Origin of the sequence: Phenylobacterium sp., assembly GCF_016793285.1 — a bacterium.
Taxonomy (GTDB): domain Bacteria; phylum Pseudomonadota; class Alphaproteobacteria; order Caulobacterales; family Caulobacteraceae; genus Phenylobacterium.
This window is the reverse complement of the sequence record NZ_JAEUMO010000069.1, coordinates 17,089-38,456: the sequence shown is the minus strand read 5'-3', so window position 1 is coordinate 38,456 and position 21,368 is coordinate 17,089. Positions and strand designations below refer to the sequence as shown.

Annotated in this window: 22 protein-coding genes; 11 read left to right on the top strand and 11 right to left on the bottom strand. The window is 72.5% G+C overall.

Features of this window, described 5'->3' with window-relative positions:
* Positions 1 to 231 (top strand): ACT domain-containing protein (locus JNL41_RS07230; RefSeq protein ID WP_293473601.1); only part of this gene is annotated, 231 nt, incomplete at its 5' end.
* A gap of 25 nt (positions 232 to 256) precedes the next feature.
* Here the strand turns inward: JNL41_RS07230 and JNL41_RS07225 are convergent.
* Positions 257 to 1,348, bottom strand: coding sequence for a citrate synthase/methylcitrate synthase (locus JNL41_RS07225; protein WP_293473600.1), 1,092 nt, complete (start codon positions 1,346 to 1,348; stop codon positions 257 to 259).
* A 79-nt stretch (positions 1,349 to 1,427) separates the two neighbouring features.
* Between JNL41_RS07225 and JNL41_RS07220 the strand changes: the two genes are divergently transcribed.
* Positions 1,428 to 2,609 (top strand): citrate synthase, encoded by a 1,182-nt coding sequence (locus JNL41_RS07220; protein WP_293473599.1) that lies wholly within the window; start codon positions 1,428 to 1,430, stop codon positions 2,607 to 2,609.
* 55 nt (positions 2,610 to 2,664) lie between these two features.
* Here the strand turns inward: JNL41_RS07220 and JNL41_RS07215 are convergent, their stop codons facing one another.
* Complete coding sequence (locus tag JNL41_RS07215) at positions 2,665 to 2,961, bottom strand: glycine zipper 2TM domain-containing protein (protein WP_293473598.1); 297 nt, start codon at positions 2,959 to 2,961, stop codon at positions 2,665 to 2,667.
* Positions 2,962 to 3,104: 143 nt separating this feature from the next.
* On the opposite strand from JNL41_RS07215, the gene mhpT reads away from it, so the two are divergent.
* On the top strand, positions 3,105 to 4,337 hold the full coding sequence (gene mhpT, locus JNL41_RS07210; protein WP_293473597.1) for a 3-(3-hydroxy-phenyl)propionate transporter MhpT: 1,233 nt from the start codon (positions 3,105 to 3,107) through the stop codon (positions 4,335 to 4,337).
* On the opposite strand, the gene JNL41_RS07205 is transcribed toward mhpT, so the two are convergent.
* Genes JNL41_RS07205 through JNL41_RS07195 form a run of 3 tightly spaced genes read right to left on the bottom strand, consistent with a single transcriptional unit; the run spans position 4,294 to position 7,158 of the window.
* The gene (locus JNL41_RS07205; protein ID WP_293473596.1) at positions 4,294 to 5,190 is read right to left on the bottom strand and encodes a siderophore-interacting protein; all 897 of its coding nucleotides are present in this window, start codon (positions 5,188 to 5,190) and stop codon (positions 4,294 to 4,296) included. The two genes, mhpT and JNL41_RS07205, sit on opposite strands and share 44 nt — an antisense overlap.
* Positions 5,191 to 5,243: 53 nt before the next feature.
* Complete coding sequence (locus JNL41_RS07200; RefSeq protein WP_365697951.1) at positions 5,244 to 6,479, bottom strand: PQQ-dependent sugar dehydrogenase; 1,236 nt, start codon at positions 6,477 to 6,479, stop codon at positions 5,244 to 5,246.
* Between the two features lie 31 nt (positions 6,480 to 6,510).
* Positions 6,511 to 7,158, bottom strand: a complete 648-nt coding sequence (locus tag JNL41_RS07195) for a YbhB/YbcL family Raf kinase inhibitor-like protein (RefSeq protein WP_293473595.1) — start codon at positions 7,156 to 7,158, stop codon at positions 6,511 to 6,513.
* Between the two features lie 92 nt (positions 7,159 to 7,250).
* Here JNL41_RS07195 and JNL41_RS07190 point away from each other — a divergent pair, with 92 nt between their 5' ends.
* Positions 7,251 to 7,541 carry a cytochrome c gene (locus JNL41_RS07190; RefSeq protein WP_293473594.1) on the top strand — a complete coding sequence of 97 codons (291 nt, stop codon included), beginning with the start codon at positions 7,251 to 7,253 and terminating at the stop codon, positions 7,539 to 7,541.
* Positions 7,542 to 7,633: 92 nt separating this feature from the next.
* On the opposite strand, the gene JNL41_RS07185 is transcribed toward JNL41_RS07190, so the two are convergent.
* Positions 7,634 to 8,587 (bottom strand): aldo/keto reductase family protein, encoded by a 954-nt coding sequence (locus JNL41_RS07185; protein WP_293473593.1) that lies wholly within the window; start codon positions 8,585 to 8,587, stop codon positions 7,634 to 7,636.
* Positions 8,588 to 8,841: 254 nt separating this feature from the next.
* On the opposite strand from JNL41_RS07185, the gene JNL41_RS22540 reads away from it, so the two are divergent.
* The 6 genes from JNL41_RS22540 (at position 8,842) to JNL41_RS07160 (ending at position 16,675) form a co-directional block, all read left to right on the top strand.
* Entirely contained in the window at positions 8,842 to 8,928 is an 87-nt protein-coding gene (locus tag JNL41_RS22540) for a potassium-transporting ATPase subunit F (protein WP_365697956.1), read from the top strand.
* Entirely contained in the window at positions 8,928 to 10,640 is a 1,713-nt protein-coding gene (gene kdpA / locus JNL41_RS07180; protein WP_293473592.1) for a potassium-transporting ATPase subunit KdpA, read from the top strand. Before JNL41_RS22540 ends, kdpA begins: the two co-directional genes overlap by 1 nt.
* 95 nt (positions 10,641 to 10,735) lie before the next feature.
* On the top strand, positions 10,736 to 12,727 hold the full coding sequence (gene kdpB, locus JNL41_RS07175) for a potassium-transporting ATPase subunit KdpB (protein WP_293473604.1): 1,992 nt from the start codon (positions 10,736 to 10,738) through the stop codon (positions 12,725 to 12,727).
* The gene (kdpC, locus tag JNL41_RS07170) at positions 12,727 to 13,317 is read left to right on the top strand and encodes a potassium-transporting ATPase subunit KdpC (protein WP_293473591.1); all 591 of its coding nucleotides are present in this window, start codon (positions 12,727 to 12,729) and stop codon (positions 13,315 to 13,317) included. The genes kdpB and kdpC overlap by 1 nt, the downstream gene beginning before the upstream one ends.
* Positions 13,314 to 15,989, top strand: a complete 2,676-nt coding sequence (locus tag JNL41_RS07165) for a sensor histidine kinase KdpD (protein WP_293473590.1) — start codon at positions 13,314 to 13,316, stop codon at positions 15,987 to 15,989. Before kdpC ends, JNL41_RS07165 begins: the two co-directional genes overlap by 4 nt.
* Positions 15,986 to 16,675 (top strand): response regulator, encoded by a 690-nt coding sequence (locus JNL41_RS07160; protein WP_293473589.1) that lies wholly within the window; start codon positions 15,986 to 15,988, stop codon positions 16,673 to 16,675. The genes JNL41_RS07165 and JNL41_RS07160 overlap by 4 nt, the downstream gene beginning before the upstream one ends.
* 37 nt (positions 16,676 to 16,712) lie before the next feature.
* Here JNL41_RS07160 and lptB read toward each other — a convergent pair whose 3' ends face one another.
* From lptB to JNL41_RS07135, 5 genes are all read right to left on the bottom strand, one after another.
* Entirely contained in the window at positions 16,713 to 17,438 is a 726-nt protein-coding gene (lptB, locus tag JNL41_RS07155) for an LPS export ABC transporter ATP-binding protein (RefSeq protein WP_293473603.1), read from the bottom strand.
* 65 nt (positions 17,439 to 17,503) lie between these two features.
* Positions 17,504 to 18,058: an LptA/OstA family protein gene (locus JNL41_RS07150; protein ID WP_293473588.1), complete on the bottom strand. Its 555-nt coding sequence runs from the start codon at positions 18,056 to 18,058 to the stop codon at positions 17,504 to 17,506.
* Between the two features lie 8 nt (positions 18,059 to 18,066).
* On the bottom strand, positions 18,067 to 18,705 hold the full coding sequence (gene lptC, locus JNL41_RS07145; RefSeq protein ID WP_293473587.1) for an LPS export ABC transporter periplasmic protein LptC: 639 nt from the start codon (positions 18,703 to 18,705) through the stop codon (positions 18,067 to 18,069).
* A 20-nt stretch (positions 18,706 to 18,725) separates the two neighbouring features.
* Complete coding sequence (locus tag JNL41_RS07140; protein ID WP_293473586.1) at positions 18,726 to 19,358, bottom strand: ribonuclease D; 633 nt, start codon at positions 19,356 to 19,358, stop codon at positions 18,726 to 18,728.
* 152 nt (positions 19,359 to 19,510) lie between these two features.
* Positions 19,511 to 19,690, bottom strand: coding sequence for a rubredoxin (locus JNL41_RS07135; protein WP_293473585.1), 180 nt, complete (start codon positions 19,688 to 19,690; stop codon positions 19,511 to 19,513).
* Between the two features lie 121 nt (positions 19,691 to 19,811).
* Here JNL41_RS07135 and JNL41_RS07130 point away from each other — a divergent pair, with 121 nt between their 5' ends.
* Positions 19,812 to 21,083, top strand: a complete 1,272-nt coding sequence (locus JNL41_RS07130; protein ID WP_293473584.1) for a cytochrome P450 — start codon at positions 19,812 to 19,814, stop codon at positions 21,081 to 21,083.
* Positions 21,084 to 21,368 lie beyond the last annotated feature (285 nt).

Below are 21,368 nucleotides of genomic sequence, written 5' to 3'. Positions count from 1 at the left end.
GCGCCGCGGATGCTCTACGTGAACAACCTGGACAAGCCGGGCTTCATCGGCGCGCTGGGCGGTCTGCTGGGCGAAGCGGGCGTCAACATCGCCACCTTCAACCTGGGCCGCATCGACGCGGGCGACGACGCCATCGCGCTGGTGGGCGTCGACCAGGAGCCGACGCCCGCGCTGCTGGCCAAGATCCAGGCCCTGCCGCACGTGAAGGAAGCGCGCGCGCTGAAGTTCTGACGCCTCGCCGGGACCCGGCCCGGCGCTAGGCGGCCTTCCTGGGCATCGGTCCGATGTAGAGCGACGCCGGGCGGATCAGGCGGCCGCCGAGCAACTGCTCGCGCGCGTGCGCGAGCCAGCCGGCGACGCGGCCCATGGCGAAGACGCAGGTGAAGGCGCTGGGCGGGAAGGCCAGCGCCTCAAGCAGCAGCGCGGTGTAGAACTCGACGTTGGTCTGCAGCGGCCGGTTCGGCTTGTGCTCGCGCAGGATGTCCAGGACCGCCGCCTCGACCGCCTCGGCGAACTCCAGCCGGCCCTGCCGCGCGTCCAGCCAGCGCACCGCCTGCTTCAGCGCGTCGGCCCGCGGGTCGCGCACCTTGTAGACGCGGTGGCCGAAACCCATCAGCCGGTCGCCGCGGCCGAGCGCCGCCTCAATCCAGGCCCGTGCGTTCGCGGGCTCGCCGATCTCGTCCAGCATATCGATGATCGGCCCCGGCGCGCCGCCGTGCAGCGGACCCTTCAGCGCGCTGATCCCGGCCAGCACCGCCGAGCCCAGGCCGGCCCGCGTCGAGGCCACGACCCGCGCCGCGAAGGTCGAGGCGTTCAGGCCGTGGTCGCTCACCGTCACGAGGTAGGTGTCGAGCGCGTCGGCCTCGGCGTCGCTCGCCGGCTGGCCGCGCAGCATCCGCAGGACATCGGCGGCGTGGCGCAGCGCCGGGTCGGGCGCCACCGGGGCCTCGCCCGCCTGGGCGCGGACCACCGCCGCGGCGAACACCGCCGGCGCGGCCAGCAGCCGGAACGCCGTCTCGGCATCGTCGCCGTCGGCCAGGCGCGCGGTCAGGGCCCGCATGGCCTCGACGGGCGTGCGGTCCAGCAGGCCCGTGTCGAGCGCCGCCACCTCGGCGAACACCTCGGCGCGCGCCTGGCCCAGGGCGGCGCGGACGTCGCCCGGCAGGTCGTCGTAGAAGCCGTCGAACAGCAGGCCCACGACCCCCTCGAAGGCGGTGCGCCCGGCAAGCTCGTCCAGCGAGTGGCCGCGGATGATGAGGCGGCCGGCCGCGCCGTCCACCTCGCTCAGCACGGTGCGCGCGGCGATGACGGTCTCGAGGCCGTCGGAGCCGTCGGTCAGGTGGGTCATGGAAGGGTCTCCGTCTCTCTTGTGTGGAGACAAATTCGCCGGCAACATGTCGTCGTCAATCTTGATCAATATGATCAATATGAAACCCCCGGGCGAGATGCCGCAGACCGACTGGATCGCCGCCGAGGAAGCCCGCGACCGCCTGGGGGTGCGTCCGCAGACGCTGTACGCCTACGTGAGCCGCGGCCGGGTCAGCGTGCGCCCCGATCCGGGCGACCCGCGCCGCAGCCTCTATCGCGCCGCCGACATCGCCGCGCTCGCCGAGCGCAAGTCGCGCAGCCGCAAGATCTCCGAGGTGGCCGCGGGCGCCATCAACTGGGGCGAGCCGGTGCTCTCGTCCGAGATCACCACCGTGCAGGGCGGCCGGCTCTACTACCGTGGCCGCGACGCCATCCGTCTCGCCGGGACCGAGACGCTGGAGGCGGTCGCGCGCCTCCTGCGCGGCGGCCACGGCGCGGCGCTCAAGCGCACCGACCGGCCGAAACCGCCGCAGGCCGCCGACATGCGCGCCCGCGCCTACCTGGCGCTCGCGACCCGCGCCGCCGCCGATCCGCCCGCCCGGGGCCGCGCGCCGCTGGCGCTGGCGGTCGAGGCCGCGACCCTGCTGGACGTGCTGACCGACGCGGTGACCGCCGACGTCGGCAGCGGGCCGATCCACAACCGGCTGGCGCTGGCCTGGGGGCAGGGCCCGGGCGGACCGGGCGCGGACCTGATCCGCCGCATGCTCGTGCTGGTGGCCGACCACGAGCTGAACGCCTCGGCGTTCGCGGCGCGGGTGGCAGCTTCGACGGGCGCGTCCCTGGCGGCTGCGGCGCTGGCGGGGCTCGCGACACTCTCCGGGCCGCGCCACGGCGGCGCCACCGCCGCCGTCCGCCGCTTTGCCGCCGAGGCGGTCGAACTGGGGCCGCGTGAGGCGATCCAGGCCCGCCTGACCGACGACCGGGCGCTTCCGGGCTTCGGCCACAACCTCTACCCGGACGGCGATCCGCGGGCGGCGGCGCTGCTGGAGCGCTTCACGCCGCCGCAGGAACTGGCGCGGCTGGAGGCCATGGTCGCGGCCATCACGGGCCACCCGCCCAACGTCGACTTCGCGCTGATGGCCGCCTGCGAGGCGCTGAGGCTGCCCGAGGACGCGCCCTTCGCCCTGTTCTCCGTCGCCCGCTGCGCCGGCTGGATCGCCCACGCCATCGAGCAGGGCCAGCAGGACCGCCTGATCCGCCCCCGCGCGCGCTACGTCGGACCGGACCCGGAACTCATCTAGAGCCGCGCCCCGTAGAGTCCCGAACCGCGCGCGCCGCGCCGGGAGCGGAACGCGTTCACCGGTACTCGTAGTGGCAGCGCTTCTTCTTGGCGTTGGACTTGGCGATCTGGTGGCCGGCCACCGCGCCGACGCCGGCGCCGATCAGGGTGCCTTCGGTGCGCGAGCCGTGGCCCGCGATCTGGTTGCCCAGCACCCCGCCGGCGACCGCGCCGATGACGGTGCCGTTGTTGGCCTTCTTCTTGATGTTCTTGCAGACCAGGACCCGCTTGGCGGCCTCGGCCGGCGCGGGAACCGCCACCAGCGAAAGGCTGGCCACGCCGAACACGGCCGCGGCGATCAGTCGGTTGCGCATATGCGTCTCTCCTTGAAGCGTCCCATTCGTCGGCGACACGCCGGGTCCCTAAACACGCGAGGCTGTGCCGGGTTTCCGGCGAGGGTGTGGCGAAGGCGCGGAAGCTGACGCATGTTGCGCTCGACGAGTCGGGGAGAATTCGCATGACGGCCGCTGCAGGCGCCGCCGCGCGCAGGGGCGCGGGGCTCGTGGTCCTCGTCTGTTTCCTGATCGCCGCGGTCGAGGGCTACGACATCCAGGCGTTCGGCGTGGCCGCGCCGACGATGGTCCCCGAACTCGGCCTGAACCCCGCGCAGATGGGCTGGGCGGGCAGCGCCGCCATGATCGGGCTCGTGGTCGGAGCCCTCGCCGGCGGCTGGCTCGCCGACCGCACCGGGCGCAAGCCGGTCCTGATCGGCTCGGTCGCCGCCTTCGGCCTCTTCTCGCTCGCCACCGCCTGGAGCCATTCCTACGAGACGCTGCTCCTGGCCCGCTTCGCCACCGGCCTCGGCTTCGGCGGCGCCATGCCCAACCTGATCGCCGTCGCCGTCGAGATCAGCCGGCCCGAGCGTCGCGCCGCCACCGTCGCGGCCATGTTCTGCGGCATGCCCGTGGGCGGGGCCACCGCGGCCCTCATCGCGCGTCTCTCCGGGCCCGAACTCGAGTGGCGCGCCATCTTCCTGGCCGGCGGCGTGGCGCCCCTGGCGCTGGTCCCGCTGCTGGTCTTCCTCCTGCCCGAGACCCGGCCCGAGCCCGACGCGACGGCCGACAGGAGCCTCACCCGCGCGCTGTTCGGCGAGGGCCGCGCCGCGGCGACCGTGCTGGTCTGGGCGGCCTTCATGCTGACGCTGGTGGTGCTGTACCTGGCGCTGAACTGGCTCCCGACCCTGGTCGTCGACAAGGGCCATCCGCCGTCCGAGGGCTTCGCCGCGGCCATGGCCTTCAACATCGCCGGCGTCGTGGGCAGCCTGCTGATGGGCGCGGTCACCGACCGCTTCGGCTGGCGCTGGCCGCTCGCGCTCGCCTATGTGGGACTGGCGACCGCCATGGCCGCCCTGGCCGACGCCGACACGCCGATGGCCATCTTCGCGCTGAGCGCTGCGGCCGGCTTCCTCGTCATGGGCGCGCAGTTCTCGCTCTACGCCGTCGCGCCGGCGCTCTATCCGGCCCACCTGCGCGCCGCCGGAGCCGGCTGCGCCGTCGGCGTGGGCCGTCTGGGCTCGATCTTCGGCCCGCTGATCGCCGGCGAGCTGCGCAACGCCGGCGCGACCCCCGGCCAGGTCTTCCTCGCCATCGCCCCCGCCGGCCTCGCCGCCGCGGTCATCCTGCTGGCGCTGGCCAGGGCTGCGAAGGTCAGTCCAGTATCCGGCCCCGGCGCCAATAACCCATCAGGTTGAGCGCTCTGCGGTCGAGGCCGCGCTCCTTCACCAGGTGCTGGCGGATGGCCAGCACCGAGCCCGCCTCGCCGGCCACCCAGGCGTAGAATCCGTGCCGGTGCGCCTCGGCGCGGTCCCACAGGATCTCGGCGTCCACGTCGACGTCGGGCAGGGTCTGGCCCACCGCGTTAGGCTGCGGCAGGCGCGCGCGGCGCGCGGCGGCGACCATCGGCGGCTCGGCATCCTCCCAGCCCTTGCGGTGCAGCCAGTTCACGCTGAGGCGCGACCACGCCGGCAGCGGCACGCGATCGTCGGCCTCCGGAGTCTCGATGAACGCCTGGACGGTGGGTGGCGCCGGCCACGCCGCCAGTTCCTCGAGGATGCCCGCCAGCGCCGGCAGGGCCGTCTCGTCGGCGATCAGCAGGACGTCGCGCACGTCGCGCGGCGGCTTCCATTCGTAGCCGCCGCCCTGGCCTGTGAAGGCGCGGTCCGGTGCCGTGATCTGCAGGGCGTAGCCCGGCTGCGCCCGCATCGCCCAGCGCGACGCCGGCCCCGTCTCGCCGTGCAGCACGAAGTCGATGTCCACCTCGGCGGCGTCGGGGCGCAGCGCGCGGATGGTGTAGGTGCGCATCGGCGCGCGATCGGCCTCGGGTTGCGCCTTCCACCACGCATACCAGTCGGGGCGGGCCGGGACGGCGGCCGGGCGGCCCTGCGCATCGGGGAAGAACACCTTGATCCTCTGGTCCGGCGCGAGGGTGGTCATCCGCGCCATGTCGGGCCCGGTGAAGCTGAAGCGCGTGAGGCAGGGGCTCAGCGCCTCGCGCCGCACCAGCGTCAGATCGAACAGGCGATAGGGGGTCGCGTCCGCAGCCATGAGCGCCACGGTACGTTGTTGCGACTAATTCGCAACTGCATTCTTGAACGGGCCTAGCCCTTCGGCGTCAGCCTGACGATGGCGCCGGCCGGGCCGTCCTTCAGGAGGTAGACCGCGCCGTCCGGGCCCTGGCGGATGTCGCGCCAGTTGTAGGGGCCGCCGGGCACGTCGATCCGCTCCTCGCCGACCACCTTCTCGCCCTTCCAGGTCAGGCGGGTGACGAAGCCGCCGGACAGGCCCTGCGGCTGCCTGCCGGCGATCAGCATGCTGCCCTGCCACCTGGGGAACAGCTTGCCGGTGTAGAAGATCATCCCCGCGGGCGCGATCACCGGGTCCCAGTAATAGAGCGGCTGCTCCATGCCGGGCCGTTGCGTCTCGCCGCCCGTGATCGGCTGCTTCGCCGGGCCGTAGTTCACGCCGTAGCTGATGGTGGGCCAGCCGTAGTCCCTGCCCTTGCGGATGACGTTGACCTCGTCGCCGCCCTGCGGGCCGAACTCGACCTCCCAGAGCTCGCCGGTCTGCGGGTGCAGGGCCGCGGCCTGGATGTTCCGGTTGCCGTAGCTCCAGATCTCGGGCCGCGCGCCGTCCTTGCCGACGAAGGGGTTGTCCTTCGGGATCGAGCCGTCGGGATTGATCCGCACCACCTTGCCCAGGCCGCTCGCGAGGTCCTGCGCCTGCTTCTGGCCGGCCAGGATCGAGCGTTCGCCCTGCGTCACGAACAGCTTGCCGTCGCGCGCGAACACCAGCCGCGAGCCGAAGTGCAGCGGCGAGTTCAGCGACGGCCGCTGGCGGTAGATCACCGTCAGGCCCTCCAGCTTCGGCGTGGGCCCGTCCGTCAGCCTGCCGCGCGCGACGGCGGTGTTGTTGGTGTTGTCGGCGTTGGGCTCGGCGTAGCTCAGATAGACCAGCCGGTTGGTCCTGAAGGCCGGGTCCAGCGCCACGTCCAGCAGGCCGCCCTGGCCGCCCGACATCACCGCCGGCACACCCTCGACCGCGGCCTCGGTCAGCTTGCCGTCCTTGCCCACGATGCGCAGCTTGCCCGCGCGCCGCTCGGTCACCAGCATCCGGCCGTCGGGCAGGAAGGCCAGCGCCCAGGGATACTGCAGCCCCGGCGTCACCACGGACGCCTCGAACGCCACGCCCAGCTTCTGCTCCGGCGCGCGGGTCTGGCCGGCGAAGGCGGGCTTGTACGACGTGATCGGCGGGCGGCTCTCGACCTGGCCGCAGGCCGGGCCGGCGACGACGGCGAGGGTCGCGGCGGCGATCAGGGCCGGGCGCATCGGGGGCATGGGCAATCTCCTACGGGGCCGTCGGGCGCGGCTACTGAGCCGCTGGGCGCGGCGCCGGTGGCGGCGCTTCCGGGTCCTTCTCGCCCAGCCCTACGACCTCGCCGCTCGCGAGGATATGGTCTTTCATCGCCGCGGCGAGCGCCTCGTAGCTCGCGGCGGCTTCGGGCGGCACGGTCGTGTCCAGCGCGAACACCGCGAAGTGGTAGTGGTCCTTCGGGCCCGGGGGCGTGCGCGGGCCGGTGTACGGCCTGGCCGCGCCCATGTAGTTCGGACCGTAGGCCGAGCCCGCGGGTTTCGCATCGGGCGCCATGTCGGCGGGCAGCGAGGTCACGGTCGCGGGGATGTTGAACATCGTCCAGTGCAGGATCGGGGCGTTGCGCAGGAGAAGGGAGCTGTCCTGCATGACGATGACGTACGATTTCGTCGCCGCCGGCCCCTTCGTCCAGTTCAGGCCCGGGAAGTGATTGCCGCGGTACTGGGTGTTGGCGAACGGGATGTCGCCGCCGTCCTTGAAGGCCGGGCTGGTCACCGTCAGCTTGCCCTTCGCCGGCATCAGCTCGACCGCCGTGCGCGCCTCGGGCTGGCCGGGCGTCGAGCGCGACACCTGGCCCTCCGCAGCGCCCGCGACCGTCAGCGCCAACGCCGCCGCGCCGAGCATGGCCGAAACTCCGCCGCGCATGGTCGCTTCCTTCCCTCTCGTTATGTAGTCACGCTACCTAACGCGCCAGCCCGCCATCGGGAAGGCGCCGCGGTGCGCCGGAGTTTGCAAAGATGCGTATGAGATCGACCTGGATCGGCGCGGGCCTGCTGGGTCTGGCCCTCGCGGCCCCCGGGACCGGCGCCGCCGACGCCCCCGTCTCCCGCGGCGAGGAGGTCTACGCGGCGCGCTGCAAGGAGTGCCACGAGTCCGGCGACGAACGCGTCCCGCAACGCGACACCCTGGCCAGGAAGACCCCGGCCGAGATCGTCGCGGCCATGACCGGCGGCCCGATGACCCCCATGGCCGAGGGCCTGACGCCGGAAGACAAACAGGCCGTCGCCGCCTTCCTCACCGGCCACTAGCGACCAATCGGAATCGAGCCGCAGGTCAGCCGCCCGGGTCGTCCTTCTCCCCTTGCGGGGAGAAGGTGGCGCGCTGAGCCTGCCGGATGGGGCTAGCGCGGGCCGCGCTCCACGCCGGCGACAACCGCCTCGGCCTGCGCGAACAGCGCCGGGTCGATCCTGAGGTCGGCGGCGGCGGCGTTGTCGTCGAGCTGCCCGGGGCGGCTCGCGCCGACGATGGCCGAGGCCACGTTGGGCTCGCGCAGGACCCAGGCCAGCGCGAACTGCGACATCGTGCAGCCGGCTTCCGCCGCCAGCGGCTTCAGCTTCTGCACCGCCTCCAGGACGTCGGGCTTCAGCCAGCCGCCCATCATGTTCCCCATGCTGTCGCTGGCGGCGCGCGAGTCGGCCGGCGGCCGGGCGCCCGGCGCGTACTTGCCCGAGAGCACGCCCTGCGCCAGCGGCGACCAGACGATCTGCGACACCCCGTGGGCCGCGCTGAGCGGGATCACCTTCGCCTCGGGCCGGCGGTGCAGCAGCGAATACTGCGGCTGGCTGGAGACGAACCGCTCGACGCCGGGGATCGCGAACGCGGCCTCGATCTGGTCCGGCGACCATTCGCTGAAGCCGATCCAGCGGGCCTTTCCGGAGCGGACGACGTCGCTCAGCGCCTGCATCGTCTCCTCCAGCGGCGTCTCCGGGTCGTAGCGATGGCACTGGTAGAGGTCGACGTACCCGGTCCGCAGCCGCGTCAGCGAGGCGTCGATCTGCTTTTCGATCTGGGCGCGCGACAGGCCGCGGTCGGTGTCGCTCATCGGGAAGAACACCTTGGTCGCCAGGATGTAGCTCTCGCGCGGCCGGTCCTTCAGCATCTCGCCCAGCACCGTCTCGGCGGCGCCGCGGCCGTAGACGTTGGCGGTGTCGATGAAGTTGATCCCGAGGTCGAACGCACGGTCCAGGCAGGCCCGGGTGCTGTCGGCCTCGACGCCGACGCCATAGGTCAGCCACGACCCCAGCGAGATCGCCGACACATTGAGATCGCTCGCGCCGAGCTGACGGTACTGCATCGCATCCTCCGCGGAACGTGGGACGGCAGCATAGCGCCCCTACGGCGCCGGACGCGAGGCGCCGACCTTTACGCCGCCCTTATGACCGCCGCCCCAGGGCCATCTCGCACCCTGATGGCGTTCGGCGCGATCTACCCGGCCTCGCTTCCCACCACGGACCTGAGGGCCGAATGCTCGATATCGTCTTCCTCGCGCTGGGGCTCGGCGCGCTTGCGCTGGCCGGCGTCTACGCCGCGCTGCTGAGGCGGCTCTAGATGCTCGAGATGCTGATCTGGGGCGTAGGCGCGCTCGTCATCGGCGGCTACATGCTGGCCGCGCTCGTGAAGCCGGAGAAGTTCTGATGAACGCCTCCGGCTGGGCGGAGATCGCCCTCACTCTCGCGCTCGTCGTGGCCCTCGCGGTCCCGCTGGGCGCCTATCTGGCGCGCGTCTGGCAGGGCGGGACGACCTGGCTCGATCCGGTGCTGCGGCCCGTCGAGCGGCTGGTCTGCGCCGGCTGCGGGCCCGGCGCCGGCCGGAGCCAGGGCTGGCTGGCCTACGCCCTGAGCTTCCTGGCGTTCTCGGGCGCGGGCTTCGTGACGCTCTACCTGATCCTGCGGTTCCAGGATGTCCTGCCGCTGAACCCGCAGGGGTTCGCGGGCCTGTCGCCGCACCTGGCGTTCAACACCGCCGTCAGCTTCGTCTCCAACACCAACTGGCAGTCCTACGTCCCCGAGCAGACGGTCTCGACCTTCTCGCAGATGGCCGGGCTGACCTCGCACAACTTCCTGTCGGCCGCCGCCGGCATGGCGCTCGCGGCCGTCGTCGCGCGCGCCTTCGCGGCGGACCGGGCCGAGGGGCTCGGCAACTTCTGGGTCGATCTGACCCGGATCAGCCTCTACGTCCTGCTGCCGATCTCGCTGGCGATCGCCGTCGTCTACGTCGCGCTGGGCGAGCCGCAGACCCTGCTGGCGAACGTCAGCGCCACCACCGTCGAGGGCGGCCGGCAGACCATCGCGCTCTTCCCCACCGCGAGCCAGGAGGCGATCAAGCAGCTCGGCACCAACGGCGGCGGCGTCTTCAACGCCAACTCGGCGCACCCGTTCGAGAACCCCAACGCCTGGACCAACCTCATCGAGATCGTCTCGATGAACGCGCTCTCGCTGGCCTGCGTCGTCGCCTTCGGCCGGGTCGTGCTGGCCCGCAGGGAAGCCCGGGCGCTCGCCGCCGTCATGGTGATCCTGGTCGCCGCCGGCGCCGGCGCGATCTACGCCGCCGAGACGCAGGCGCCCCCCGCCCTCGTCGCCCACGGCGTCGATGCGTCCGTCAACATGGAAGGCAAGGAGGTCCGCTTCGGCGCGCCCTCCACCGCCGCCTGGGCCGCGGCCACCACCGGCGCGTCGGACGGCGGCGTCAACGCCATGCACGACAGCCTGATGCCGCTGGGCGGCGGCGTGGCGATGTTCCTGATGCAGTTGGGCGAGATCGCGCCCGGCGGCGTGGGCTCCGGCCTCTACGGCATGGTCGTCATGGCGCTGATCGCCGTCTTCGTCGCGGGCCTCATGGTCGGCCGCACGCCCGAGTACCTGGGCAAGAAGGTCGAGGCGCGCGAGATCAAGTTCGCCATGCTGGCGGTGCTGATCCTGCCGGCGGCGATCCTCGGCTTCTCGGCCGCCGCCGCCGTGCTGCCGGTCGCGCTGAAGGGCCTGGCGAACGGCGGCCCGCACGGCCTGTCGGAGATCCTCTACGCCTACACGTCGGCCGCGGCGAACAACGGCTCGGCCTTCGCGGGCCTGACCGCCAATACGCCCTGGTGGAACACGACGCTCGCCATCGCGATGCTGCTGGGCCGGTTCGCCTACGCGGTCCCGGTGCTGGCGATCGCCGGCGCGCTGGCGGCCAGGCCGAAGCTCTCGGCCAGCGCCGGGACCTTTCCCACCGACGGCCCGCTCTTCGTCGGCCTCCTGATCGGGGTGATCCTCATCATGGGCGGCCTGCAGTTCTTCCCGGCCCTCGCGCTGGCCCCGATCGTCGAGCACGTCCAGGCGCTCCAGGCGGTCGCGGCGGCGCGCTGACCTCTCCGGACCCCACGCACATGACCCCGACCCCCCGCCCGCTCGGCGACCGCCGCCGCAAGGCCTCCGCCCTGGTCTCGAGCTTCTCCGCCCCGATGCTGGGCCGCGCCGCCCTCGACGCCGCCGTCAAGCTCGACCCGCGCAAGCTCATGGGCAACCCGGTGATCTTCGCCACCGAGATCGTGGCCATCCTGGCCACGCTCTCGGCCGCGCTGGAGATCGGTCGCGGCGGCGACTGGAGCTTCGCCGTGCAGATGGCGATCTGGCTCTGGGCGACCGTGCTGTTCGCGAATTTCGCCGAGAGCATCGCCGAGGGGCGCGGCAAGGCCGCCGCCGACAGCCTGCGCGCCAGCCGCGTGACCACGAAAGCCAAGCTGCTGATCGACGACCGCGGCACGATCGTGCCCACCCCTGCCCACAAGCTGGGCGTCGGCGAGGTGGTGCTGGTCGAGGCCGGCGACGTGATCCCCGCCGACGGCGAGATCGTCGAGGGGGTGGCCTCGGTCAACGAGGCCGCCGTCACCGGCGAGTCCGCGCCCGTGATCCGCGAGAGCGGCGGCGACCGCAGCGCGGTCACCGGCGGCACCACCGTCGTCTCCGACTGGCTGAAGATCCGCATCACGTCGGAGGCCGGGAACACCTTCCTCGACCGCATGATCGCCATGGTCGAAGGCGCCGACCGCCGCAGGACTCCGAACGAGGTCGCGCTGGCGGTCCTGCTGGCCGGCCTGACCCTGGTGTTCCTGATCGCGGCGGTCACCCTGCTCGGCCTCGGCGCCTATTCGGGCGTGACGCTGTCGCCGCTGGTGCTGGGCGCGCTCTTCGTCTGCCTGATCCCGACCACCATCGGCGGCCTGCTCTCGGCGGTGGGCATCGCCGGCATGGACCGGCTGCTGAAGGTCAATGTGCTCGCCACGTCGGGCCGCGCCGTCGAGGCCGCCGGCGACTGCGACACGCTGCTGCTCGACAAGACCGGCACCATCACGTTCGGGAACCGCATGGCGACCGAGCTGATCCCCGTCCCGGGGGTGCGGCCCGACGCCATCGCCCGCGTCGCCTACCTCGCCTCGCTGGGCGACGAGACGCCGGAAGGCCGCTCCATCCTGGAGCTGATCCGCGGCCAGGGCGTCGAGATCGACAGGCCCGCCGACGCCGCCATCATCCCGTTCAGCGCCGCCACCCGCCAGTCGGGCCTCGACGCCGGCGGCCAGACCTGGCGCAAGGGCGCGGTCGACGCGGTCCTGAAGGCGGTCGGCCTCGAAGCCCACCAGGCGCCGCCGGAGTTCACCGCCGCGGTCGACCGCATCGCGCGGGGGGGCGGCACGCCCCTGGCCGTCGCCGAGAACGGCGCCCTGGTCGGCGCGATCCACCTGAAGGACGTCGTGAAGCCCGGCGTGAAGGAGCGGTTCGCCGACCTGCGCCGCATGGGCCTGCGGACCGTCATGATCACCGGCGACAATCCGGTGACCGCCGCCGCCATCGCCTCGGAGTCCGGCGTCGACGACTTCCTCGCCGAGGCCACCCCCGAGGACAAGCTGCGCCTCATCCGCACCGAGCAGGCCAGGGGCCGCCTCGTGGCCATGTGCGGCGACGGCGCCAACGACGCCCCGGCGCTGGCCCAGTCCGACGTCGGCGTCGCCATGCAGACCGGCGCCCAGGCGGCCCGCGAGGCCGGCAACATGGTCGACCTCGACAGCGACCCCACCAAGGTCATCGAGATCGTCGAGACCGGGAAACAGATGCTGATCACGCGCGGCGCGCTGACCACCTTCTCCATCGCCAACGACGTGGCCAAGTACTTCGCCATCATTCCGGCGATCTTCGTGACCGCGCTGCCGGCGCTCGGCGCGCTGAACGTGATGGGGCTCGCCAGCCCGAAGAGCGCGATCCTCTCGGCGGTGATCTTCAACGCGCTCATCATCGTGGCGCTGATCCCGCTGGCGCTGCGGGGCGTGACGTATCGCGCGATCGGCGCAGGCCGTCTCCTGCAACGCAACCTGCTGGTCTACGGGCTGGGCGGCCTCGTGGCGCCGTTCGCCGGGATCAAGCTGATCGACCTGATCGTCTCCAACCTGGGACTGGCCTGATGTTCGCCCAAGCCCGCGCGGCCCTGTTCGCCACCGTCTTCTTCACCCTTCTGCTCGGGGTCGCCTACCCGCTGGCGGTCACCGGCGTCGCCCAGCTCGCCTTCCCCGACCAGGCCGGCGGCAGCCTGGTGCGCGACGCCGCCGGCCGGGTGATCGGCTCGCGCCTGATCGCCCAGCCGTTCGCCGAAGCGCGCTACCTGCACCCGCGCCCCTCGGCGGCCGGCGCCGACGGCTACGACGCCTCGGGCTCGTCGGGCTCGAACCTCGGCCCGCTGAACCCGGCGCTCGCCGCGCGCATCGGCAGGACCGCCGCCGGGCTGCGGGCCGACGGCCCGGCGCCGATCCCGGCGGACGCGGTCACCGCCTCCGGCTCCGGCCTCGACCCCGACGTCTCGCCCGCCAACGCCGCCCGCCAGGCCCCGCGCATCGCCGCCGCCCGCGGCGTTGCGGTGGGCGAGGTGCAGCGGGTGATCGCCGCCCACACCCGCCAGCCCGCGCTCGGCATCCTGGGGCAGCCGGCGGTGAACGTGCTGGCCGTGAACCTCGCACTCGACGCCCGCTTCCCGCGGGCGCACCCTCCGCCGCGATGAACGCCGAGGAGCCGCTGCGGCCCGATCCGGACGCCCTGCTGGCGGCCACCGCCCAGCCCGGCCGCGGTCGCCTGAAGGTGTTCCTCGGCATGTCGCCGGGGGTCGGCAAGACCTACGAGATGCTGCGCGCCGCCCGCCGCCGGAAGGCCGAGGGCGCCGACGTCGTGGTGGGCGTGGTCGAAACGCACGGGCGCAAGGAGACGCAGTCCCTGCTGCGTGGCCTGGAGGTGATGGCCCGCGCCCCCATCGAGCACCGCGGCCGGACCCTGATGGAGTTCGATCTCGACGGCGCGCTGGCGCGGCGCCCCGACCTGCTGCTGGTCGACGAGTACGCCCACTCCAACGCCCCCAGCTCGCGCCATCCCAAGCGCTGGCAGGACGTGGACGAACTGCTGGCCGCCGGTATCGACGTCTGGACCACGCTGAACGTCCAGCACATCGAGAGCCTGGTCGACGTGGTCTGGAAGATCACCGGCGTGCGCCAGCGCGAGACGGTGCCCGACCTCGCCCTCTCCCGCGCCGACGAGATCGAACTCATCGACATCACCCCGGCCGAACTGCGCGAGCGGATGGCCGACGGCAAGGTCTACGTCCCCGAGACCGCGCGGGTGGCCGCCGACCGCTTCTTCAAGGTCGAGAACCTGACGGCCCTGCGCGAACTGGCGCTGCGGCGCGCGGCCCAGGCGGTGGACGACCAGCTCATCGGCGCCATGAAGCGCGCCGGCGTCGAGGGGCCGTGGGCGGCGGGCGAGCGCATCCTGGTCCTGGTCGGGCCCGACGCCATGGCCGCCTCCCTGGTCCGCGCCGGCCGCCGGCTCTCCGACATGATGATGGACGCGCCGTGGACGGTGGCGCACGTCGAGCGGCCGAACGCGCCGCCGGCCTCGCCCGCCGCCGCCCAGAAGCTGCGCGAGGCGCTGAAGCTCGCCGAACAGCTCGGCGGCAAGACCGTGACCCTCACCGGCGACGATCTCGTGGCCGCCGTCGTCGACTTCGCCCGGCGCAACAACCTGACCCAGATCGTGCTGGGCAAGAGCGGCCGGCGGCGGCGGCCATTCCGCCGCTCGCTGTTCCAGGCCCTGCTGGACGAGTCGAGCGGCGCGGCCCTGCACGTCGTCACCGAGACGGCCGAGCCGGCGAGCGCGGAGCCGCGCCGCGCGCCCTCGCTGCGGGCCGCGCCCTGGCGCGGGCATCTCGGCGCGCTCGCCCTGGTGGGCCTGGCCGGCCTGGTCGCCATGCCGATCGACCGCTACGTCGAGAGCGCCAACCTCGCGATGGTCTTCATGCTGAGCGTGCTGGTCGCCGGCCTGGCGTTCGGCCTCTGGCCCGCGGTGCTGGCGGCGGCGGCGTCCGCGGCGGCCTACAACTTCCTCTTCCTCGAGCCGCGCCTGACGATGAACATCGGCCACCCCGCCGACGTGCTGACCTTCGGCGTCTTCTTCGCCGTCGCCATGACCACCGGCTGGCTCGCGGGCCGCGTGCGCGACCAGGCGCGGGCGGTCGCGCGGCGGGCCTCGGCGGTCTCCGCCGTGCTGGCGGCCACGCGCCGCCTCTCCGCCGCCGCCAAGGCCGAGGACGCCGCCACCGTGCTCGCCGAACAGCTCGCCGCCGCCACCGGCTGCAAGGCCGCGGTGCTGACCCCCGCCGGCGAGGACCTCTCGCTCGCCGCCGCCGCGCCGCCGCTGGAGGCGCTCTCGCCGGGCGACATGGCCGCCGCCCGGTGGGCCTGGGAGAAGGGCGAGGCCGCCGGCGCCGGCACCGGCACGCTGCCCAACGCCGGCTGGACCTTCCGGCCGCTGCAGGGCGTCAAGGCCCGCGCCGGCGTCGCCGCCATCGAGCCGCAGGCCGTCGCCACCGAGGACGGCGAGCGCTTCGTCGCCGCCCTGCTGGACCAGGGCGCCGTCGCGCTGGAACGCGCCGAGTTCGCCGCGGTCGCCGCCGACGCGGAGGCGCTGCGGCGCACGGACACCCTGCGCTCGGCGCTGCTCAACTCCGTCAGCCACGACCTGCGCACGCCGCTCTCGGCCGTGCTGGGCTCGGCGACCACGCTCATCGACTACGGCAAGTCGCTCAGCGCCAAGGTCCGCGACGACCTCCTGCTCTCGATCCGCGAAGAGGCCGAGCGGCTCAACCGCTACGTCGGCGACCTGCTGGACATGACCCGGCTGGAGGGCGGCGCGCTCGTCACCCGCCGCGAGTGGACCGACGTCCGCGACGTCCTGCGCGCCGCGGTCGAGCGCGTGCGCCGCCGGCTCGAGGCGCGCAGGGTCGCCTGGGACTTCCCCGACCAGGTCACCCTCGTCATGGCCGACGCCTCGCTGCTGGAGCAGGCGCTGGTCAACATCCTGGAGAACGCGATCGCCTACAGCCCCGACGCGACCGCCATCGAGGTCGCCGCCTACGAGGACCGCAACAACGTCGTCATCTCGATCGAGGACGAGGGCCGCGGCATCCCCACGCCCGAACTGGAGCGGGTGTTCGAGAAGTTCCGCCGCATGGACGAGGCCACCGACCGCGGCAAGGGCGCCGGGCTGGGCCTTGCCATCGCCAGGGGGTTCGTCGAGGCCATGGGCGGCCGCATCGCCGCGGCCAGCCCCATCCACGACGGCCGCGGCACGCGCATACTGATCAGCTTGCCCAAGGAACGCGCCACGCCCATAGGCCTGATGTGACCGACTACCGTCCCCGCATCCTGGTCATCGACGACGAGCCCCAGATCCACCGGTTCCTGGGGCCGGCGCTCGACGCGGCGGGCTACGAGCCGGTGCGCGCCGACACCGCCGCCGAGGGCCTGCGCGAGATCGCACGCAAGGCGCCCGACGCCGTCGTGCTCGACCTCGGCCTCCCCGACCTCGACGGCAAGGACGCGCTCGCCAAGGCCCGCGCCTTCTACGAAGGCCCGATCGTCATCCTGTCGGCCCGTGATCGGGAGACCGAGAAGATCGACGCGCTGGACCTCGGCGCCGACGACTACGTGGAAAAGCCGTTCGGCGTGGGCGAACTGCTGGCCCGGCTGCGGGTGGCGCTGCGCCACCGGCTGCGCGACCAGGGCGCCGAGCCCGTCGTCACCGCCGGCGACCTCACCATCGACCTCGTGAAGCGCCTGGTCACCCGCGGCGGCGAGGCCGTCCGCCTGTCGCCCCGCGAGTACGACCTGCTCGCCCAGCTCGTCCGCGGCGCCGGCAAGGTCGTCACCCACCGCCAGCTCCTGACCGCCGTCTGGGGGCCGGCCCACGAGCACGACGTCCAGTACCTGCGCGTCTTCGTGGGCCAGCTCCGCCAGAAGATCGAACCCGCCCCGTCCGCCCCGGCCCTCATCCTCACCGAACCCGGCGTCGGCTACCGCTGGATGGGCTAGGAGCCCTGGCCGGTGTCGGTTCGCGGCGCCGAGCGCCTTAGCTGAACCGATCCCCCAGATACACGCGCCGCACTTCCGGATCGTCGACGATCTCGTCGGGGCTGCCTTCGAACAGCACCTCGCCGGCGTGGATGATCGAGGCGCGGTCGATGATGTCGAGCGTCTCGCGGACGTTGTGGTCGGTGATGAGGATGCCGATGCCGCGCTGCTTGAGGTAGCTGATGACCTCGCGGATGTCGGCGATGGCCAGCGGGTCGATGCCGGCGAAGGGCTCGTCCAGCAGCATGAACGACGGCTCCGACGCCAGCGCGCGGGCGATCTCGACGCGGCGGCGCTCGCCGCCCGACAGGCTGACGGCGGGGGAGTTGCGCAGGTGCTCGATCCGCAGCTCGTTCAGGAGCGCGGTCACCGTCTCGCGGGCCTTCCTGGCGTCGCGCTGGCGCAGCTCGACCACGGCCATGACGTTTTCCCACACGCTCATGCCGCGGAAGATCGAGGTCTCCTGCGGCAGGTAGCCCACGCCCATCCGGGCGCGCTGGTACATGGGTTGCGCGGTGATGTTCTCGCCGTCGAGGTAGATGGCGCCGTAGTCGGCCGGGATCAGGCCGGTGATCATGTAGAAGGTCGTGGTCTTGCCGGCGCCGTTGGGGCCGAGCAGGCCGGCGACCTCGCCGCGGCCGAGGCGCAGGCTGACGCCCTTCACCACCGAGCGTCCGCGGAACGACTTGCCGACGTTGTCCACGACCAGGCCTTCGGTCGGGATGGCGCCGCCGCGCGTGGTCGTGCCGGGCGCGGCCTTGGAACCCTTCGTCGTCGCCGTGGGTGCGTTCACTTGGACGCCGTTTCCTGCTTCTTCGACGGATAGAAGACGCCGCGCGGCCGGCCCTTGGCGCCCGCGCCGGCGGCTGCGCCGACCATGCGGCCCTCGCCGGTCTTGGTGTTGAACACCATGCGCGTGCCGCGCATCACGTTCTGGCCCTGGACGGCCACCACGTCGCCGGTGAGGGTGACCGTCTCGTTCTGGGCGTCGTAGGTCCCCGCGTCGCCGCGCACCCGCTGGTCCTTGGTGGTCACGTAGTAGACGTTGCCCTCGGCGTCGATCTTGACGAGGTCGCCGCAGGCGCCCGTGCCGGTGGCGCCGCCGCCGCCCTTGGGGGCCATGGTGGCGCGGATCATGTCGGCGCGCAGCCGCGACGAGCCCTGCAGCGCCTCGGCCTTGCCGCGCCAGGTGGAGACGCAGGCCTTGTTCTGCACCTCGAGCTCGTCGGCCGTGATGTCGATCGGCTTGCCCTCGCTGTCGGGCCCCAGGCCCTGGGCATGGGCCAGCAGCGGCGTCGCGAGGAGGCCGAGGCCGAAGAACAGTGCGGAGGTGGACGCCTTCATGATGGCCCTTACTTCTTGCTCTCCAGGCGCGTCTTCACGCCGCCCTTGAAGACCATGGTCTCGCCTTTGCCGTACACGCCATAGGACTCTGCACGGATTTCTCCAAGGCCCCCGGCGCCCTGAATGGGGCCTGAACCGACCACTTCGCCGGTCTTGGTGTCGAACAGCGAAGAGGCGGTGTTGAAGGCGTTCTTGGCGTCCTCCATCCGCACCCCGCCGCTGAGCTCGAGCTTGCCGCTCTGCTCGTGGAACACGCCCTCGGCGCCGTTGATGCGCATCTGCTCGGGGCCGTTCTCGTCGAGCACCAGGGCGGGCTTCCTCAGGATCACGCGGCTGTAGTCGAGGCGGTCGCGGATGGCGCTGTCGGCGGTGAGCACGAAGGCGCGGCCCTTGTCGTCGCGGCCGACGAAGCGCGGGTTCACCAGCCGGATCGGCTCGTCGCCGCCGCGGGCGGTCTTGGGCTGGGCGTTGAAGGTGGACCAGGCGACGCTGCCGACCAGTCCCGCGAAGATCAGCGCGATGAGCGACGGCAGCGCGATCCGCAGCATCCGGATCAGCCGCGAGCGCCGGCGCCAGCGCTCGAAGTCGGCGCGCCGGTGCTCGGGGAAGGGCGGTTCGGGAAGGCCCGTGTCGGTGGCCGCGGTCATGGGGGCGTCTCGCGCGGGGTTCAGGCGTGGGCGAAGATGTCGACGTCCTCCCACCCGGCCACGTCGAGCACGGCGCGGTGGGGGAGGAACTCGAAGCAGGCCCGGGCGAGGTGGTCGCGGCCTTCGCGCACCAGCATCTCGTCGAGCCGCGCCTTCAGCGCGTGAAGGTGAAGCACGTCGGACGCGGCGTAGGCCACCTGGTCCTCGCTGAGCCGCGCGGCGCCCCAGTCGCTGGACTGCTGGGCCTTCGACATGTCGATGCCCAGGAGCTCGCGCGACACGTCCTTCAGCCCGTGCCGGTCGGTGTAGGTGCGGGCGAGCTTGGAGGCGATCTTGGTGCAGTAGACGGGCGTGGTCACGACCCCCAGATGCAGCCGGAACATGGCGATATCGAAGCGGCCGAAGTGGAAGATCTTCGTCACCGCCGGATCGGTCAGCAGCCGCTTCAGGTTCGGGCAGTCGTAGGTGGCGCGGTCGAGCTGCACGACGTGGGCGTCGCCGTTCCCGTCCGACAACTGCACGACGCAGAGGGGATCGCGCCCGAGCCGCAGGCCCATGGTCTCCGAATCGATCGCCACCGCCGTCGCGCCGGCCAGCGCGCCGTCGGGAAGGTCGCCTGCATGGACGAACGTCTGATTCGCGGGCGTCGCCACGTCGCCAACACACTCCATCGCCGGCGCCGCCCCGGCTTCGAACACGGCTGACGCCGCCCGGCAGGGAGGTCCCGGGGCGGTCGTCCGGCTTGTTTAGATGATACGCCCGCGGCCCGAAAGGGGGCGCTCCGCGCCCGGCGATGGCGTCCCGGCTACAGTTCCGCCATGTCGAAGTCGGCCTTGGGCGTGCCGCAGAGCGGGCAGACCCAGTCGTCGGGCAGGTCGCGCCAGCGCGTGCCGGGCGCCAGGCCTTCGGCCGGATCGCCGGCCGCCTCGTCGTAGAGGTAGCCGCAGGTGCGGCACTGCCAGGTCTTGTACGGCGCGTCGGTCATCGGGCTCCCCGGGGCGGCAGATTCAGGCGCCCGGCGGCGCGCCGCCTTGATCGTGATCATTTCCCGCCGCGCGCGGCGCGGTTTGGCTGGGGCGGACGCCGCCGAAACGAGGATCGCCGCCATGATCGCCAGGGACATCGCCGACACCATCGTCGACCCGAAGGCCTACGCCGACCGAAGCCGCAGCGACGAGGCCTTCACGCGGCTGCGCCGCGAGGCCCCGCTGGCCGTGGCCCAGCCGGAAGGCTTCGATCCCTTCTGGGTGGTCACCCGGCAGGACGACATCCGCGAGGTCGAGCTCAAGAACGAGCTGTTCCACAACGGCGACCGCTCGACCGTGCTCACCACCGTCGAGGCCGACCGGCGGGTGCGCGAGATGATGGGCGGCTCGCCGCACCTGGTGCGCTCGCTGGTGCAGATGGACAATCCCGACCATGCCAACTACCGCCGCCTGACCCAGCCCTCGTTCGCGCCGCAGAACCTGCGGGCGCTGGAGGCGCGCATCCGCGAGATCGCGCGGGGCTTCGTCGACCGGATGGCCGCCCACGGCGAACGCTGCGACTTCGCGCGCGATGTCGCCTTCCTCTATCCGCTGCATGTGGTGATGGAGGTGCTGGGCGTGCCCGAGGCCGACGAGCCGCGGATGCTCACTCTCACCCAGGAACTGTTCGGCAGCGCCGATCCGGACCTGAGCCGCAGCCGGGGCAAGAGCGAGAGCACCGAGGCCGCCCTCGCCAGCCTTCAGGCGACGATCGCCGACTTCATCGTCTACTTCAACGAGATGACGGAGGACCGGCGGCGAAGCCCGCGGGCGGACCTCGCCAGCGTCATCGCCAACGGCCGGATCGACGGCCAGCCGCTCGGCCACCTGGAGGCGATGTCCTACTACATCATCGCCGCGACCGCCGGGCACGACACCACCTCCGCCACCACGGCCGGCGCGCTATGGGCGCTGGCCGAGCGGCCCGCGCAGTTCGCCGCCGTCAAGGCCGACCCCGCCCTGATCCGCGGCCTGATCGAGGAGTCGATCCGCTGGGAGACGCCCGTGAAGCACTTCATGCGCACGGCCACCGCCGACGCCGAACTCGCCGGGCAGAAGATCGCCAAGGGCGACTGGCTGATGCTGAGCTACGCCTCCGGCAACCGTGACGAGAGCGTCTTCGAGCGGCCCTTCGACTTCGACGTCGCCCGCGCGGCGAACCGCCACGTCGCCTTCGGCTACGGCGCCCACGTCTGCCTGGGCCAGCACCTGGCGCGGATGGAGATGCGGATCCTTTGGGAGGAACTGCTGCCGCGCCTCCAGTCCGTCGAACTGGACGGCGAGCCGCGCCGCATGGAGGCCAGCTTCGTCTGCGGCCCCAAGTCCGTACCGATCCGCTTCAAAATGCACTGATGAAGACCGGAGCCACCGCCAACGGTGGTGCCCAGGAAAGGACTAGGCGGCCGTCCCGGAGCTTGTTGATTTTCCTGGGTTTTGCCAACCCCGTGTGCACCTGTGTGTCCTAGGCTTGTGGCCCGTGACGCTCAAGGCGTTCCTACACGGGGAACCCGTCATACACAACGGGCCGGCCGCCAGCCTCGCCTCCAGGCTCGATGGTTTCAGCATCGCTTATCTGAGGCCCCATGTTCCAGGCGGGCCGTGCGCGCTTCCCCCCATGGGGGTGCAATCGCTGCCGCT

What these genes read in the sequence shown, in the direction of transcription:
- JNL41_RS07225 (WP_293473600.1), bottom strand. Translation starts at nt 1,348, where the DNA reads ATGACCCACCTGACCGACGGCTCCGACGGCCTCGAGACCGTCATCGCC.
- JNL41_RS07220 (WP_293473599.1), top strand. Translation starts at nt 1,428, where the DNA reads ATGAAACCCCCGGGCGAGATGCCGCAGACCGACTGGATCGCCGCCGAG.
- JNL41_RS07215 (WP_293473598.1), bottom strand. Translation starts at nt 2,961, where the DNA reads ATGCGCAACCGACTGATCGCCGCGGCCGTGTTCGGCGTGGCCAGCCTT.
- mhpT (WP_293473597.1), top strand. Translation starts at nt 3,105, where the DNA reads ATGACGGCCGCTGCAGGCGCCGCCGCGCGCAGGGGCGCGGGGCTCGTG.
- JNL41_RS07205 (WP_293473596.1), bottom strand. Translation starts at nt 5,190, where the DNA reads ATGGCTGCGGACGCGACCCCCTATCGCCTGTTCGATCTGACGCTGGTG.
- JNL41_RS07200 (WP_365697951.1), bottom strand. Translation starts at nt 6,479, where the DNA reads ATGCCCCCGATGCGCCCGGCCCTGATCGCCGCCGCGACCCTCGCCGTC.
- JNL41_RS07195 (WP_293473595.1), bottom strand. Translation starts at nt 7,158, where the DNA reads ATGCGCGGCGGAGTTTCGGCCATGCTCGGCGCGGCGGCGTTGGCGCTG.
- JNL41_RS07190 (WP_293473594.1), top strand. Translation starts at nt 7,251, where the DNA reads ATGCGTATGAGATCGACCTGGATCGGCGCGGGCCTGCTGGGTCTGGCC.
- JNL41_RS07185 (WP_293473593.1), bottom strand. Translation starts at nt 8,587, where the DNA reads ATGCAGTACCGTCAGCTCGGCGCGAGCGATCTCAATGTGTCGGCGATC.
- JNL41_RS22540 (WP_365697956.1), top strand. Translation starts at nt 8,842, where the DNA reads ATGCTCGAGATGCTGATCTGGGGCGTAGGCGCGCTCGTCATCGGCGGC.
- kdpA (WP_293473592.1), top strand. Translation starts at nt 8,928, where the DNA reads ATGAACGCCTCCGGCTGGGCGGAGATCGCCCTCACTCTCGCGCTCGTC.
- kdpB (WP_293473604.1), top strand. Translation starts at nt 10,736, where the DNA reads ATGCTGGGCCGCGCCGCCCTCGACGCCGCCGTCAAGCTCGACCCGCGC.
- kdpC (WP_293473591.1), top strand. Translation starts at nt 12,727, where the DNA reads ATGTTCGCCCAAGCCCGCGCGGCCCTGTTCGCCACCGTCTTCTTCACC.
- JNL41_RS07165 (WP_293473590.1), top strand. Translation starts at nt 13,314, where the DNA reads ATGAACGCCGAGGAGCCGCTGCGGCCCGATCCGGACGCCCTGCTGGCG.
- JNL41_RS07150 (WP_293473588.1), bottom strand. Translation starts at nt 18,058, where the DNA reads ATGAAGGCGTCCACCTCCGCACTGTTCTTCGGCCTCGGCCTCCTCGCG.
- lptC (WP_293473587.1), bottom strand. Translation starts at nt 18,705, where the DNA reads ATGACCGCGGCCACCGACACGGGCCTTCCCGAACCGCCCTTCCCCGAG.
- JNL41_RS07135 (WP_293473585.1), bottom strand. Translation starts at nt 19,690, where the DNA reads ATGACCGACGCGCCGTACAAGACCTGGCAGTGCCGCACCTGCGGCTAC.
- JNL41_RS07130 (WP_293473584.1), top strand. Translation starts at nt 19,812, where the DNA reads ATGATCGCCAGGGACATCGCCGACACCATCGTCGACCCGAAGGCCTAC.